Source organism: Microbacterium sp. (assembly GCF_052099035.1).
Lineage (GTDB): Bacteria > Actinomycetota > Actinomycetes > Actinomycetales > Microbacteriaceae > Microbacterium.
Genome location: NZ_JBQDSX010000053.1, coordinates 1 through 14,628, shown reverse-complemented (window position 1 = coordinate 14,628; position 14,628 = coordinate 1). Strand labels below are relative to the sequence as shown.

The following is a 14,628-nucleotide window of genomic DNA, read 5'->3' as shown; positions in this document are numbered from 1 at the left end:
CCGCGAAGAAGGCCGCAGCCTCGAAGTAGACGTCGAACAGTGATGCGGGATGGTTCTCGCCGGTTCTGAGCAATCAGGACCAGCGAAAACCATCCCGCATCGTTCTGTGTGGGGAGAGTGTGCCCCCACTGGGACTCGAACCCAGACTGAAGCGATTTTAAGTCGCCTGCCTCTGCCATTGGGCTATGAGGGCTACGGCATCCAGCCTAGCCGCGCGACGAGCGCGCGTGACGTCGTATGGTGGGGGAGTGTTCGACCTCCTCGCGTTGCCGCCGTCGTCCCTGTCTGAGCGTGCCTGGGAAGATCCCAGCCGATGGTGGCCCAGGCTGAGTGAGGCGACCGGGCACCTGCCGGCACCGCTCGGGGTCATCGACCTCGATGCGCTGCGGCACAATGCCATGGATCTGCTCGTGCGCGCCGGTGGCATCCCGATTCGCGTAGCATCCAAATCCGTGCGCGTGCGCGCCGTACTCGACGCCGTGCTGCGGATCCCCGGCTACAGCGGCATCCTGTCGTACTCGCTGGCTGAAGCGCTCTGGCTCGCCGAGACGCACGACGACATCGTGCTGGGCTATCCGACCGTCGACCGGGCGAGCCTGGAGCGGCTCCTGCACGATGATGTGGCAGCATCCCGCATCACGCTCATGGTCGACGACATCGCGCACCTCGACTTCATCGACAGCATCGCAGCCCCGGGGCAGCGCGAGACGATCCGGGTGGCCATCGATGCCGACGCCTCCTGGCGCTCCGCCCTACTTGGACACATCGGCGTGCGGCGCTCTCCATTGTTCACGGCCGCGGACGTCGCGCGCTTCGCGCGGGCGGTCACGCGCCGTCCTGGTTTCCGACTCGTCGGCCTCCAGATGTACGAGGCGCAGATCGCCGGACAGGGTGACAACGGCTCTGACGCACCGGTGATCCGTGCCATGCAGGCACGCTCAGGCGCCGAGTTGCGCATGCGCCGTGCTGAGATCGCCGATGCCCTCACCGATATCGCACCGCTGGAGTTCCTCAACGGCGGCGGAACCGGCTCCCTGGAGTTCACCGGCAGCGACGAATCCGTCACCGAGGCATCCGCGGGAAGCGGGTTGCTCGGCGGACACCTGTTCGACGGATATCGCTCCTTCCACCCAGCGCCGGCCAGCGCTTTCGCCTTCGACGTCGTGCGACGTCCTGCCGGTGACATCGCCACCGTTCTCGGTGGTGGCTGGATCGCATCCGGTCCGCCCGTGGCATCGCGCCAGCCGCGCGCCGTGTGGCCCGAAGGGCTGCGGATGATGCCGCGCGAAGCCGCCGGAGAGGTGCAGACCCCGCTTCAGGGACGTGCTGCCGCTGATCTCGCCATCGGCGACAGAGTCTGGTTCCGGCATTCGAAGAGCGGTGAACCGGCTGAGCACATCCATTCGTATCATCTGATCTCGGGCACCGACATCGTCGACGAGCTGCCCACCTACCGCGGCGAAGGAAAGGTCTTTCTGTGACTCGACCCGGCGGCACCTGGCAGAACTGGGCTCGCTCGACCACCGTGAAATCCGCTCGCGTGGAGCGTCCCCGCAGCCCGGAGGGCGTGCAGCGTGCCGTGCAGGCGGCGCACGCCCATGGCCTTCCGATCAAAGCGGTCGGGGCCGGGCACAGCTTCACCGGTATCGCCGTCGCGCCGGGCGTGCTGCTCGAGCTCGACGACATGCAGGGCCTGGTTTCCGTCGATACCGAGCGGTCACGGGCGACGTTGCTGGCGGGTACCCGCCTGCACCGCATCCCCCGCCTTCTCGCTCCGTATGGTCTGGCGATGCAGAACCTCGGCGACATCGACCGTCAATCGATCGCCGGAGCCATATCGACCGGGACGCACGGCACGGGAGCCGGGTTCGGCGGCCTCTCCACCCAGATCGTGGGAGCGACGCTGATCACCGCGGCGGGGGAGTTCCTCACCGTGAATGAGCAGGAGAACAGCGAGCTGCTGCCCACTGTCGCACTGGGCCTGGGAGCACTCGGCATCCTCGTCGATGTCACGGTGCAGTGCGTGCCGGCGTTCGTCATGCATGCGATCGATGAGCCTCTGCCCCTCGAGGACGTGCTCACGACGCTCGATGAACGCGTGGCGGCATCCGATCATTTCGAGTTCTACTGGTTTCCGCACACGGACGTCGCACTCACGAAGCGTCAGACCAGGCTCCCGGAATCCACGCCGCGCCACCCTCTTCCGCGGGTCGGCAAGTGGATTGACGAGACTCTGCTCTCCAACGGCGTCTACCGGGTGGTGTGCGCCGCGGGGCAGATCGCACCGGTGATCACACCATCGTTCAGCCGTCTCGCCGTCAAGCTCACCGGGGATCGCGAGTACACCGACCGTTCGCACACGGTACTGACGCAGAGTCGCAATGTGCGATTCCGCGAGATGGAGTACGCGCTGCCTGCCGAGAACGTGGTTCCGGCGTTCCGTGCGATCGCGGCGCTCATCGAGAGGCGCGGATGGAAGATCGAGTTCCCCGTCGAGGTGCGCTTCGCAGCATCCGATGATCTGTGGCTGTCCACCGCGCACGGAAGAGCCAGCGGATACATCGCGGTGCACCGCTACTGGCGCGTCGATCCGACCGAGTACTTCGAGGCCGTCGAGAAGATCTGCCTCGAATATGGAGGACGTCCGCACTGGGGAAAGCTCCACACCCTCACGGCCGAACAGCTGCGCGAACGCTACCCGCGATTCGATGACTTCGTCGCGATTCGCGATCGCCTTGACCCCGAGCGTCGCTTCGCCAACCGCTACCTGGATCGCGTCCTCGGCGAGTGAAAACGCGCGCTTCGTGCCCAGTGCCCTTGCAGACAGCGCGGATAGTATGAAGAAAATTCGCTCCAAGGGGGTTTCCTGAGATGGAATGGCTCATTCCGGTTCTGATCGTCGTCGCAGTGCTGGTGCTCATCGGCATCTACCTGTGGGCGACGTACAACTCCCTCGTGCAGCTGAATGTTCGCGTCGATGAGGCATGGAGCGGCATCACGGTGCAGCTCAAGAGACGCGCTGATCTCATTCCGAATCTCATCGAGACTGTCAAGGGATATGCCGCCCACGAGAAGGCGGTCTTCGAGAACGTCACTCGAGCCAGAGCCGAGACGCTCTCTGCGACCAGCCCCGGTGAGGCTGGCATCGCCGAAGGACACCTGCAGCAGGCATTGAAGAGCCTGTTCGCAGTCGCCGAGGCCTATCCGCAGTTGCAGGCGAGCCAGAACTTCTTGCAGGTGCAGCACGCCCTGGTCGACACCGAGGACAAGATCCAGGCGGCGCGCCGCTTCTACAACGGCGGCGTGCGCGAGCTGAACACGAAGATCAAGGTCTTCCCGAACAACCTCTTCGCCCGCAGCCTCGGCTTCACAGAGCGCGAGTTCTTCGAGGTCGCCGACAGCGCCGCGATCGCAGAACCGCCGCGCGTTCAGTTTTGATACGAAGCGGCTCAATGCGCCGCAGGCGCGTTGAGCCGTTTGCGTATCAAGGTTGAGCGAGCGGAGCGAGTCGAAACCCGGCCGCCCTCATTCACGCTCGTGCACGTGACGGCGCACGCCCCCGTGCGCCACGTGCAGCGCCCCGGCCACAGCGTTGGCGGCGTCGCCCCACCCGGAAACCGAGATGGTCTCCAGCCCCTGCCAGGATGCTGCGCGCACCAGTTCCTGCGCGATCGACTCGGCATCCTCGGCGCGCGCCAGCGGCTCCCACCACGCCGACTGCACCTGAAGCGTCGATGAGACTCGTTCGGCCTTGAGATCGACCCGGGCGACGATGCGGTCGCCGACGAGCACGGGCAGCGAGTAGTAGCCGTACTGCCGCTTGTCGGCCGGAACGTAGATCTCGATCCGATAGTCGAGGTCGAAGGCGCGCAACGCCCGCTCCCGGAACCAGACCACCGGGTCGAACGGGCTGAGAATGGCCGCAGCATCCACACGGCGGGGGAGCACGGCATCCCGGTGCATCCAGGTCGCAACAGGGCGGCCGCCCCGTTCCCAGCCGCGCACCTGAACCGGATGAAGTTCGCCGTGATCGACGAGCTCGTCGATCGACTGCTGCACTGCCGCACGGTCGCGGATGCGATAGTAATCGGCGATGTCGAGCGCGGTGGCGACACCGTGCGATCGAGCGGCGCGGCGGACGAGCTCGCGGATCGCCTCCGTGCGCGGAACCTCGCGATCGCGCACCTCTGCGGGGATGACCTGCTCCTCGAGCGCATAGACCCGCTCGAAGCCGCGCCGACCGCTGATGGCGACATCGCCGGTGCGCCACAGATGCTCGAGCGCGAGCTTCACCTCATCCCAGTCCCACCAGCTGCCGCGCTCGCGAGGGGCATCGGCACGCAGCTGCGCGGGGCGCAGCGGACCACGAGCGCGCAGCTCATCCTGAACCCATGCGAGAGTGCGCGTGTTCTGGCTCGCCCAGGAATCGGGGGCGGCCCAGCGCTGACGGAAATCGTCCATCCGGAACCGCCACAGCGCCCAGTCCTCGACCGGCATGAACGTCGCCTCGTGCGCGAGGTACTCCACGTAATGGGTCGTGCGCGACATGAAGACGCGATCGAGTAGGGCGGGATCATAGGAACCCAGGCGCGAGAAGAGCGGCAGATAGTGGCTCCGTGCGAACACGTTCACCGAGTCGATCTGCAGCACGCCCAGTTTCTCCATCGCCCGGTGCACATGGCGCGACGTGATCGCCGCGCTCGGGCGGCGGCGAGTGAATCCCTGGGCGGCGAGGGCGATGCGGCGAGCCTGCGCGGCACTGATGGTCTCCGGCATCCGGTCAGCGTATCGCCCGCCTCGGACATCGCAGCCGCCGCGCGTCACAGCATCCACGTCGAGCCGCAACTAGACTTGCCGCATGACGGATGAGCAGCGCCCTCGCAAGCGTGATCTTCTGTGGGGGCGCATGCCGACCGATCGGACCATCTCGACAGAGGCCGACAACACCGTGCCGCTCGCGTTGCGCGTGGGGGCCGCGTATGCCTGGCGTCTGCTGCTGATCGCCGCGGCGGCCGGGGTCATCATCTGGGTCGTCATCCAGCTCAAGCTCCTCGTGATCCCGCTGCTGGTGGGCATTCTCATCACCGCACTGCTCTGGCCCGCATTCGAATGGATGCTGCGGCACCGATTCCCGCGGTGGCTCGCGATCGTCATCTCCCTGCTCGGCACCGTCGCGATCGTCAGCGGTCTGGTGACGCTGGTCAGCTGGCAGATCTCACTGGAGTGGGACGACGTCCAGGAAAAGACCGTTACGGCGGTCGATCAGTTCCGGCACTACCTCACAGACGGTCCACTGCATCTGACCGAGCAGCAGATCCAGAACTATCTGGATCAAGGATGGGAGCTGATCCAGCAGCAGGCCTCGCTGCTGTGGTCGGGCGCGCTCGCGATCGGCACGACCTTCGGCCACGTCGGCATCGGCGCTGTGCTCACCCTGTTCATCCTCATCTGCCTGCTCGCCGATGGCGGCGGCATCTGGGGCTGGACCACCAAGATCTTCCCGCGCGCTGCCCGCCCCGCCGTCGACGCTTCCGCACGCAACGGCTGGCGCACCGTCGTCAACTACGCCAAGACTCAGCTGCTCGTAGCGACGATCGACGCGATCGGCATCGGGGTCGGTGCATTCCTGCTCGGCGTGCCGCTGGCGATCCCCGTCGCGGTGCTCGTCTTCCTCGGTGCATTCATCCCGATCGTCGGTGCTGTCGCGACCGGTACGATCGCGGTGTTCCTCGCGCTCGTCTACAACGATCCGTGGAACGCGTTCTGGATGCTGATCGTCATCATCGCCGTGCAGCAGATCGAGGGCCACATCCTGCAGCCGATCCTGATGGGCTCGGCGGTCAAGGTGCATCCGCTGGCGGTGGTGCTCGTGGTCGCGGGCGGCTCGATGATCGCCGGCATCCCCGGTGCGCTGTTCGCCGTTCCGCTGGCGGCATTCGTGAACGTGGTCGCCGTGACCCTCAGCAGCGGTTCGTGGAAGACCGGCGGTAAACCGCCCGGTGATCTGATCTGGAGTACAGTGCCGCGCGAGCGGCTACGGAGGAATACATGAGCACAGTCCCCACCCTGGCCGAATTCGAAGATGCCGCACGGGGGCTGGAGCGCGTGATTTCGCACACGCCCACGCTGCCCTCCCGGGCGCTCTCCGACATTCTCGGTTCGCCCGTCGTGCTGAAGATGGAAAATCTTCAGCGCACGGGTTCGTTCAAGATCCGCGGTGCCGGGCACCGGCTCGCGCAGCTGACCGCTGAGGAGCGTTCGCACGGTGTGGTGGCGGCATCTGCCGGCAACCATGCGCAGGGCGTCGCGCTGGCGGCACAGGCGCTGGGGATTCCCGCAACGGTGTTCATGCCGCTGGGCGTTCCGGTTCCGAAGCTCCTCGCCACGCGCGGCTACGGTGCAGAGGTCGTCCTCGAAGGAGAGACGGTGTCCACGGCGCTGCGGCTCGCGGCAGAATTCGCCGAGCGCACCGGCGCGATCATGATTCACCCCTACGACCACCGCGACATCGTGGTCGGGCAGGGAACCCTCGGTCTCGAGCTGATCGAAGATGCCCCGGACATCGACACGATCATCTTGGGCATCGGCGGCGGTGGACTCATCGCCGGTGTTGCGGCTGCCGCGAAGGCTGCTGCGGCGAAGCTCGGACGGACGATCCGCGTGATCGGCGTGCAGGCCGAGAACGCCGCGGCCGTGCCGCCCTCACTCGCAGCAGGGCAGCCGGTCGAGGTCGAGACGCGGCCGACGATCGCAGACGGCATCCTCGTCGCCAAGCCGGGCGACGTGCCGTTCGCGATCATCCAGGATCTCGTCGACGAGGTCGTCACCGTCAGCGATGATGACATCGCACGCGCGATCCTGATCCTGCTCGAGCAGGCGAAAGTCGTGGCCGAGCCCGCCGGGGCGGTGGCCGTCGCTGCGATCCTCGCCGGCAAGGTGTCCGGCACCGGCAACACGATGGCCGTGCTCACCGGCGGCAACATCGACCCGCTATTGCTACAGCGCGTGGTATCCCACGGATTGGCGGCATCCGGTCGCTATCTCACGGTCCGCATTCCGCTTCCTGACCGTCCTGGGCAGCTCGCGCGCGTCTCCGAGCTCGTCGCCGAGGCCGGCGCGAACGTCATGGAGGTCATGCACACGCGGCACGGCCAAGGCCTGCAGATCAGCCAGGTCAGCCTGCAGCTGAGCATCGAGACGCGCGGGGCCGAGCACACCGAGCTGACGCTCGACACGCTCCGTCGCGCGGGCTACGACCCGATCGTCGTCCCTGACTAATCCCCACGCCCCCTCCAGCCATCGCTACGCGCTGACCGGAGCCTCTGGGCGCGTGGCCCCTCACGGTGCCGAGTGCCTGTTCTCTTCGAAGCCCGTGCGGAGGGAGGCTCAGCCGGAGAAAGTCTCCACGCCCGTGACCTCGACCGAGATCGACTTGCCGTTGGGGGCCTCGTACGCGGTCTTCTCGCCGATCTTCAGGCCGAGAATCGCCTGGCCGAGCGGGCTGGCCTCGCTGTAGACATCAAGATCGGTGTCTCCGGCGATCTCACGGCTGCCGAGCAGGAAGACCTCTTCGCCGCCGGCGACGAGGGCGGTGACGACCGTCCCCGGTTCGACGACACCGCGGCTGGCCGGAGCGACGCCGACTTTGGCGGTCTTCAGCAGCTGTTCGAGCGTTCGGATGCGCGCTTCCTGCTTGCCCTGCTCGTCCTTCGCGGCGTGATAGCCGCCGTTCTCCTTGAGGTCTCCCTCTTCACGGGCGGCTTCGATGCGCTTCGCGATCTCATCGCGGCCGATGGTGGAGAGGTGATCGAGCTCGGCGACGAGTCGATCGTAGGCCTCCTGCGTGAGGAAGGGTACCTGAGCGTCTGTGGACACAGCGTGCTCCTTTGTCGTACGCCCTTCAGGGCGATTTTCTGAACGCCCGAAAGGGCGGAGGGGATATGCCAAGACGCCCCGGCGAATAGGCCAGGGCGTCGTCTCTCAGAGAATTCTATGCGACCCAGCAGGCGTTCACCAAACCTGTGGTGGCCTCAGCGACCGTGGGAACGGTCGTGGTGAACTGCTGCAGATGGCTCTCGACATCGGGGATTTCCACGATCTTCCACCCGACGACTCCGAACTCCTCGTCGAGGGCCTGCACGGCGCATGCGACGTCTTTTCCCTGCCCGCCGGAGACCTGGAATCGCACCGTGACCTCGTGCTCATCGACCACGTCGTATCCGAGATCGTCGGCGCTGATGGAGTTCATGGACTGCGAGATCGTCACCCATCCGGCAATCGCGACGATGATGACGACGACGATGATCCCGACCAACCAGGGGAGGCGTGTGCGACGGGTGCGCCCGTATCGCTCATCCAGTTCGACGGCGGTCGTCACGAAGGTCGCCTTTCGGTCGTTAGGCTTGTTGTTCCAGGTTACGCGACCTGCGATCGAGAGGCGGACACATGATGGCGTTCTTCGGAGCGGTGCTGACGGGAACAGCGTTCGCAGGAGCTGACACCCCGATGCCGACGCCGTCGATGACCGTCGACCCCAACTCGGTCACGCCCGGCCCCGCCGGTTTCGCCGTGATCGTCATCATCGTGATCGCTGTCGCGCTGCTGATCTGGGACATGAATCGTCGGGTGCGCCGCGTGCGCTATCGCGACGAGGTGCGTGAAGAGTTGGATGCTGAGGAATCCGCCCGAGCGGACGCACTCGAAGCGGATGCCGCGGACGCGGCCGATGCGGATGCCGTCGACGGTGGGTCCGATGAAGAAACACCTCCGGCCGATCCGTCGCGCTGACCTCCGCTGGTCTCGAACTCTAGGCCGCGCCGTCGGCGTCAGTGCATCGTCATGCCGCCGGTGACGTTGAGTCCCTGGCCGGTCATGTAGCTTGCCAGGTCGCTGGCGAGGAACAGCGCGACTCCCGCGACGTCCTCCGGCGTGCCGGTGCGTCCCAGCGGCACCTGTGAGCGATCCTCGGCCGCGACCTCGTCGGCGGTCATGCCGCGGATCGCGCCGCCCTCGATGCGCTCGCGATGCTTCATCGGCGTTTCGATGATGCCGGGGCAGATGGCGTTGACAGTGATGTTGTGCGGTGCGAGTTCGACGGCCATGGTCTTGGTCACGCCGAGGACCGCATGCTTGGATGCCACGTACGCGGTCATCCCGCGGTAGCCGTTCTTCCCCGCCTGGGACGCCATGAAGACGATGCGACCGGTGCGGCCAGCATCCACCAGGCGCTTGGCGACACCGCGCGCGACGAGGAACGAGCCCTTCGCGTTCACATCGAGGTTGCGGTCCCAGTCGGATCCTGTCGTCTCGGTCGCGAACCCCATCGTCGAGGTGCCCGCGGCGGTCACGACGACGTCGATGATCCCGATGGCGTCGGTGACGGCATCCAGCACCTGCTCCACGGCGTTCTCGTCGCCGACATCCAGGCGCACCAGCCACTCATCGTCGCGACCCGGAAACAGCCCCTCAGGGGCGCTCAGATCGGCGCTGACGACCGTTGCGCCCTCGGCGAGGAAGGCATCCACGATGCCGGCGCCGATCCCGCTCGCGCCGCCGGTGACGAAGACGATGCGATCGCGCAGCTCGGCGAACATCACACTCCCACGCGCTCGAACGCGTCGAGGCTGATTCCCTGCTCGAGAATGCGCTTTGACCACTCGCGGGCGCTGTGCAGGCTGTGGTCGCGGTAGTTCCCGCAGCTGATCGCGTCGACTCCCGGAACGTCATCCCATGTGATGTCCTCCGCGATGGCCGTGAGGCCGACGCGCACGGCTGCGACGACCTCGGCGACGCTCGGCTCCCCCCACACGATCAGATGGAAGCCGGTACGGCAGCCGAACGGAGAGATGTCGATGACGCCCTCGAGGTGATCGCGCAGCAGGCTGGCGAGCACGTGCTCGATCGTGTGCAGCCCTGCCGTGGGGATCTCGCCCTCGTTGGGCTGCACGAACCGCACGTCGAAGTTCGAGATCGCATCGCCCCGAGGTCCGTGCTCGGTCTGGATCAGACGCACGTAGGGGGCGTGGACTTTGGTGTGATCGAGGGTGAAGCTCTCGACATCGGCCATGGGGTACTCCTTTGCTGAGGTATTTCTTTGGGGGAGCGCTACCGGCGCCGCAGTCTGCGGGCGAGGCGGGAGCCGAAGAGCTGAATCACCTGGACGATCACGATCAGGGTGATGACGGTGAGGAGCATCGCGAATCCGTCGAAGCGCTGATAGCCGTACGAGATCGCCAGGTCACCGATGCCACCGGCGCCGACGGTACCGGCCATGGCCGTAGCATCCAGCAGTCCGATCGTCGCCGTCGTCAGCGCGAGAACGAGCGATCCGCGTGCCTCGGGGAGCAGGAAACGCGTGAAAACCTGCACCGGCGTCGCACCCATCGACTGCGCCGCCTCCACGATGCCCTCGGGGACCTCGAGCAGGGAGTTCTCGACGAGTCGGCCGATGAAGGGCGCGATCATGATCGTCAGCGGCACGATCGCGGCGTTCACGCCGATCGAGCTGCCGGCGACGAACCGTGTGAACGGGAGGATGGCCACGAGCAGGATGATGAACGGCAACGACCGCGTGATGTTGATGAACACGTTCAGCACCAGCGAGATCACGCGGTTCGGCTTCACGCCACCGGGACGGGTGACCACAACGAGGATGCCGATGATGATGCCCAGGATCGATCCGAGGAACAGCGAGACCCCGAGCATGTAGAAGGTCGCCGCGAGCGCCTCGAGGAACAGCTCCGGGGAGATGAGGGTGTCGATCATGCGAACACCTCCTCGATGCTCACAACGCGCTCGGCGAGGTATGCATAAGCCGCATCGCGCCGGTCCTGCGGGCCCTCGACCTGGATGATCATGTGCCCGACGGTGCGCTCCTGCAGATCGGTCATATCGGCGTGCAGGATGTTGACCTGCAGCCCGAACTCTGAGATCAGCCCGCCGACGATCGGCGTGGTCACTTCATCGTCGAGGAAGCGCAGGCGCCACAGGGGAGCCGTTCCCATTCGCGCGCGCACACGTCCGGGGATCTCCTGCGGGATGACGGTACCGACGAAAGAGCGTGCGATCGGCGTCTGCGGCTGCACGAACACCTCCATGACGCTGCCCTGCTCGACGACGCGACCATCCTCCATCACGGCGACCGTATGGCAGAGGTCCTTGATCACGTCCATCTCGTGGGTGATGACGAGGATCGTGGTGCCGTATTCGCGGTTGACCCGCCGCAGCAGGTCGATGATCTGCAGGGTGGTCGAGGGATCGAGCGCACTGGTCGCCTCATCGCACAGGAGAACGGCGGGGTTCCGCACGATCGCCCTGGCGATGCCCACGCGCTGCTTCTGGCCGCCGGAGAGCTGGCCGGGGTAGGAGCCGACGCGGTCGGACAAGCCGACGAACTGCAGAGCCTCGGTGGCGCGCTCGCGCGCTTCGCGCCGGCTCACGCCGTCCAGCCGCAGCGGCATCGCGACGTTGTCGAGCACGGTGACGGTCTCGAGCAGTTGGAACTGCTGGAAGATCATCGCCGTGGTCTTGCGTGCGTCGCGCAGCCTGCCCGCCGACAGGTCGGAGACGTTCACACCGTCGACGAACACGGCGCCGGAGGTGGGGGAATCCAGGGCATTGACCATGCGGATCAGCGTGCTCTTGCCCGCACCGCTGTGGCCGATCACGCCGAAGATATCGCCGCGACGGATGCTGAGATCGACGCCGTCGAGGGCATTGACCGGAGCATCCGCTCGTTCGTATCGGCGGCTCACTCGCTCGAATCGGACGGCGATGTCGGAGGGAGCATCCACCTCGTGCGAGGGGCTGCGGGACATCAGTCCTCCAGCGCGGCGGGGAGGTTGTAGCCGTCGTAGATCTCGTTCGAGGCGATGTAGTCGGCGAACTCATCGGACTCGTACGCGGCCTTGAGCGCCTGCGCCCAGTCGCTGTCGACGCTCGCCTCGTCCACGGAGACCACGACCGAGAACTCGTCGGTGAGGTCTTCGAGCTCGATGGCATCGGTCAGCTTCAGGCCACCCGAGACGACGAAGTTGCCCTGGATGACGGCATAGTCGACGTCCTGGAGGGCGGCGACCTGCTGGGCGTTCTCCATCTCGACGAACTCGAGGTCGTAGGGGTTATCGGTCACGTCCTGCAGCGAGGCTGTGGCGGGATCCATCGAGCCCGAGACGGTGATCAGATCAGCGGCCTCGAGGACCTTCAGGGCGCGGTACTGGTTGGACGGCTGATTGGGGACCGAGACCTTCGCGCCCTTCGTGATGTCGTCGAGGGAGTCCTGCGTGCCGCCGAACAGCGCCATGGGCGGGCCGGGCACCTGCACGAGGGCGACGTTGGTCAGGCCCTCCTGCTCGTTGATGGCATCCATGTAGACCGTGTGCTGCATGATGTTCGCATCGATCTCGCCGTCGCTGAGCGCAACGTTGACGATCACGCCATCGGTGAAGTCCTTGGTCTCGACCGTGTATCCATCTTCTTCGAGGATCGGCAGGATGCCTTCCTGGAACATCTCGAAGTACGGTCCGGGGTTGAAGCCGATCGTGATCGTCTTGTCGTCTCCCGAGCTGGCGGACTCATCGGTGCTGGTCGATGCGGCGCATCCGGCGGTGGCGAGCACCGCTGCGGTGGCGGCCGCGATGGCGGTGAGACGGATCGAACGACGCATGGAAGAACCTCCGGTGAAGCATGGGTGAGGTTTGAACCTAACCGGCACCGGTGTGGAAATTCACATCGTGTTACGCCCCGTTGCTGGGGGCGGCCCGCGTTAGCCGGGCAGGCCGCGTTAGCCGGGAAGGCCGAGGGATGGCGAGTACGGTGCGATCGAGATCAGCAGGCACGCGGCCCAGTGGCACAGGAATGCCAGCACGGTGCACAGATGGAAGATCTCGTGGAATCCGAAACGACCCGGCCACGGGTTCGGCTTCTTCATCGCGTAGATGACGGCGCCGATCGTGTAGAGGATGCCGCCGACGCAGACCAGCACCATCATGGCGACGTTCGCGATCGCCAGATCGACCATGTACATCAGGGCCGCCCAGCCCAGCACGAGATAGAGGGCCACATAGAGCCAGCGCGGCGCGCCGATCCAGAAGACCCGAAAGAGGATGCCGAGGAGGGCGCCCGCCCATACCAGGCACAGCAGCAGGATCCCCTTCTCGGGGACAAGTGCGTTGACGGCCAGGGGCGTGTACGTGCCGGCGATCAGCAAAAGAATGTTCGCGTGATCGATGCGCTTGAGGATCAGCTTGGTCTTGGGATTCCAGTTGATCCGGTGGTACAGCGCGGAGTTGCCGAACAGCAGCAGCGAACTGGCCATGAAGACGGCTGCGGCCCACTTCGCCGGCACGCCGTCGGCGAGCACGATGAGCACGATGCCCGCGACGATCGCGACCGGGAAGGTTGCCGCGTGCAGCCAGCCGCGCCAGGTCGGTTTGATCTCGACCTCGGCATCGTCGGTCGCTTCTTCGAGCAGCGGAAGCTCGGGGACGGGAACGGAGCCGGTGTCGGGAGTACTCACCTGCTCACTCTAAGTCGCAGCCCATGCCGTGCAACGCACATATCCGCAATCTCCAGCACCATCACATGAGAGCGGGCCCATCGCGCGGTAGCGTAGGCACGTGAATGCACGCACGAGCGAAGGCCGGGGGCCGCTGTACCGGTTGTACAGCAATCGGCTCCGCAGACAGCTCGACCGGGCATCCGTCCCGCATCACGTTGCGATGATGATCGACGGCAACCGGCGTTGGGCGCGGCAGCTCGGATTCGATTCCGCCGCCGACGGGCATCGCGCCGGGGCGGCGAAGATGCGCGAGTTCCTCGTCTGGTGCGATGAGATCGGCGTGCGCGTCGTGTCGCTCTATCTGCTCTCCAGCGACAATCTGCGAAAGCGCGATTCGAAGGAGATCGAGGAGCTCATCGAGATCATCGCCGAACTCGCCGACTCGCTGTCGCGAGCGAGCAACTGGCGGGTCAAGCACGTCGGCCGCGCCGACATCCTCCCGGATGATCTCGCGCGCGTGCTCCGCGATGCAGAGGAGCGCACGAAGGGGCATACCGGCCTGCACGTGAACCTTGCCGTCGGGTACGGCGGGCGGAACGAGATCGTGGATGCCGTGCGCTCTATCATCGGCGAGCACGAGGCATCCGGGGGGACACTCGAGGATCTCGCCGCGCACCTCACACCCGAGATGATCGGCGAGCATCTCTACACCGGCGGGCAGCCAGACCCCGATCTCGTGATCCGCACGAGCGGGGAGCAGCGGCTCAGTGACTTCCTGCTGTGGCAGAGCGCGCACAGCGAGTTCTACTTCGTCGAGGCGCTCGGACCCGATCTGCGTGAGGTCGATTTCCTCCGCGCCATCCGCGATTTCACCGACCGCGACCGCCGCTTCGGACGCTGAGCGCTCTTCGTTCAGCCGAAGTTAACCTCGGGTATTGGCGTGTCTGCGTCGTGTCGTGCGGGGACAGTCGTACGTTCAAGGCATCGGGCACGGTGCCCGGTCGGGTCGGCCCTCAGGTACGCGACTCGTGGCCCCAAGGTCGACTCGTGGCATAGCCGGGAATCATCCCGGGTCGGGAGTGGGTCGTGACCACACGTACAGCACAGCAGTCCACCCGTCAGGTCTCGCG

At 65.9% G+C, this 14,628-nt stretch carries 16 protein-coding genes and 1 tRNA gene; 7 read left to right on the top strand and 10 right to left on the bottom strand.

Annotation, left to right across the window (positions count from 1 at the left end; genetic code table 11):
• Positions 1 to 120: 120 nt before the first annotated feature.
• A tRNA-Leu gene (locus tag ACTIAO_RS13675) sits at positions 121 to 193 on the bottom strand.
• Positions 194 to 248: 55 nt separating this feature from the next.
• Between ACTIAO_RS13675 and ACTIAO_RS13670 the strand changes: the two genes are divergently transcribed.
• From ACTIAO_RS13670 to ACTIAO_RS13660, 3 genes are all read left to right on the top strand, one after another.
• Entirely contained in the window at positions 249 to 1,481 is a 1,233-nt protein-coding gene (locus tag ACTIAO_RS13670; RefSeq protein WP_441906771.1) for an alanine racemase, read from the top strand.
• Entirely contained in the window at positions 1,478 to 2,791 is a 1,314-nt protein-coding gene (locus ACTIAO_RS13665) for a D-arabinono-1,4-lactone oxidase (RefSeq protein ID WP_441906770.1), read from the top strand. The genes ACTIAO_RS13670 and ACTIAO_RS13665 overlap by 4 nt, the downstream gene beginning before the upstream one ends.
• A gap of 80 nt (positions 2,792 to 2,871) precedes the next feature.
• A complete protein-coding gene (locus ACTIAO_RS13660) occupies positions 2,872 to 3,438 on the top strand; it encodes a LemA family protein (protein ID WP_441906769.1) in 567 nt (188 codons plus the stop codon).
• Between the two features lie 87 nt (positions 3,439 to 3,525).
• Here the strand turns inward: ACTIAO_RS13660 and ACTIAO_RS13655 are convergent, their stop codons facing one another.
• Entirely contained in the window at positions 3,526 to 4,776 is a 1,251-nt protein-coding gene (locus tag ACTIAO_RS13655) for a winged helix-turn-helix domain-containing protein (RefSeq protein WP_441906768.1), read from the bottom strand.
• Between the two features lie 82 nt (positions 4,777 to 4,858).
• Here ACTIAO_RS13655 and ACTIAO_RS13650 point away from each other — a divergent pair, with 82 nt between their 5' ends.
• Positions 4,859 to 6,052 (top strand): AI-2E family transporter, encoded by a 1,194-nt coding sequence (locus ACTIAO_RS13650; protein WP_441906767.1) that lies wholly within the window; start codon positions 4,859 to 4,861, stop codon positions 6,050 to 6,052.
• Complete coding sequence (ilvA, locus tag ACTIAO_RS13645) at positions 6,049 to 7,278, top strand: threonine ammonia-lyase (protein ID WP_441906766.1); 1,230 nt, start codon at positions 6,049 to 6,051, stop codon at positions 7,276 to 7,278. Before ACTIAO_RS13650 ends, ilvA begins: the two co-directional genes overlap by 4 nt.
• 108 nt (positions 7,279 to 7,386) lie before the next feature.
• On the opposite strand, the gene greA is transcribed toward ilvA, so the two are convergent.
• Both greA and ACTIAO_RS13635 read right to left on the bottom strand, forming a co-directional pair.
• The gene (gene greA / locus ACTIAO_RS13640; RefSeq protein ID WP_441906765.1) at positions 7,387 to 7,875 is read right to left on the bottom strand and encodes a transcription elongation factor GreA; all 489 of its coding nucleotides are present in this window, start codon (positions 7,873 to 7,875) and stop codon (positions 7,387 to 7,389) included.
• Positions 7,876 to 7,990: 115 nt separating this feature from the next.
• Entirely contained in the window at positions 7,991 to 8,377 is a 387-nt protein-coding gene (locus tag ACTIAO_RS13635) for a DUF4307 domain-containing protein (RefSeq protein ID WP_441906764.1), read from the bottom strand.
• 68 nt (positions 8,378 to 8,445) lie between these two features.
• Between ACTIAO_RS13635 and ACTIAO_RS13630 the strand changes: the two genes are divergently transcribed.
• On the top strand, positions 8,446 to 8,787 hold the full coding sequence (locus ACTIAO_RS13630; protein WP_441906763.1) for a hypothetical protein: 342 nt from the start codon (positions 8,446 to 8,448) through the stop codon (positions 8,785 to 8,787).
• A gap of 38 nt (positions 8,788 to 8,825) precedes the next feature.
• Here the strand turns inward: ACTIAO_RS13630 and ACTIAO_RS13625 are convergent, their stop codons facing one another.
• The 6 genes from ACTIAO_RS13625 to trhA all read right to left on the bottom strand — a co-directional run bounded on the left by ACTIAO_RS13625 (position 8,826) and on the right by trhA (position 13,516).
• Positions 8,826 to 9,593, bottom strand: a complete 768-nt coding sequence (locus ACTIAO_RS13625) for an SDR family NAD(P)-dependent oxidoreductase (protein ID WP_441906777.1) — start codon at positions 9,591 to 9,593, stop codon at positions 8,826 to 8,828.
• Positions 9,593 to 10,066, bottom strand: coding sequence for an S-ribosylhomocysteine lyase (locus tag ACTIAO_RS13620; RefSeq protein WP_441906762.1), 474 nt, complete (start codon positions 10,064 to 10,066; stop codon positions 9,593 to 9,595). The genes ACTIAO_RS13625 and ACTIAO_RS13620 overlap by 1 nt, the downstream gene beginning before the upstream one ends.
• Before the next feature lie 38 nt (positions 10,067 to 10,104).
• A complete protein-coding gene (locus tag ACTIAO_RS13615; protein ID WP_441906761.1) occupies positions 10,105 to 10,764 on the bottom strand; it encodes a methionine ABC transporter permease in 660 nt (219 codons plus the stop codon).
• Entirely contained in the window at positions 10,761 to 11,816 is a 1,056-nt protein-coding gene (locus ACTIAO_RS13610; RefSeq protein WP_441906760.1) for a methionine ABC transporter ATP-binding protein, read from the bottom strand. The genes ACTIAO_RS13615 and ACTIAO_RS13610 overlap by 4 nt, the downstream gene beginning before the upstream one ends.
• Positions 11,816 to 12,664, bottom strand: a complete 849-nt coding sequence (locus ACTIAO_RS13605) for a MetQ/NlpA family ABC transporter substrate-binding protein (protein WP_441906759.1) — start codon at positions 12,662 to 12,664, stop codon at positions 11,816 to 11,818. Before ACTIAO_RS13605 ends, ACTIAO_RS13610 begins: the two co-directional genes overlap by 1 nt.
• 117 nt (positions 12,665 to 12,781) lie before the next feature.
• On the bottom strand, positions 12,782 to 13,516 hold the full coding sequence (trhA, locus tag ACTIAO_RS13600; RefSeq protein WP_441906758.1) for a PAQR family membrane homeostasis protein TrhA: 735 nt from the start codon (positions 13,514 to 13,516) through the stop codon (positions 12,782 to 12,784).
• Between the two features lie 100 nt (positions 13,517 to 13,616).
• Between trhA and ACTIAO_RS13595 the strand changes: the two genes are divergently transcribed.
• A complete protein-coding gene (locus ACTIAO_RS13595; RefSeq protein ID WP_441906757.1) occupies positions 13,617 to 14,399 on the top strand; it encodes an isoprenyl transferase in 783 nt (260 codons plus the stop codon).
• Positions 14,400 to 14,628: the final 229 nt, after the last annotated feature.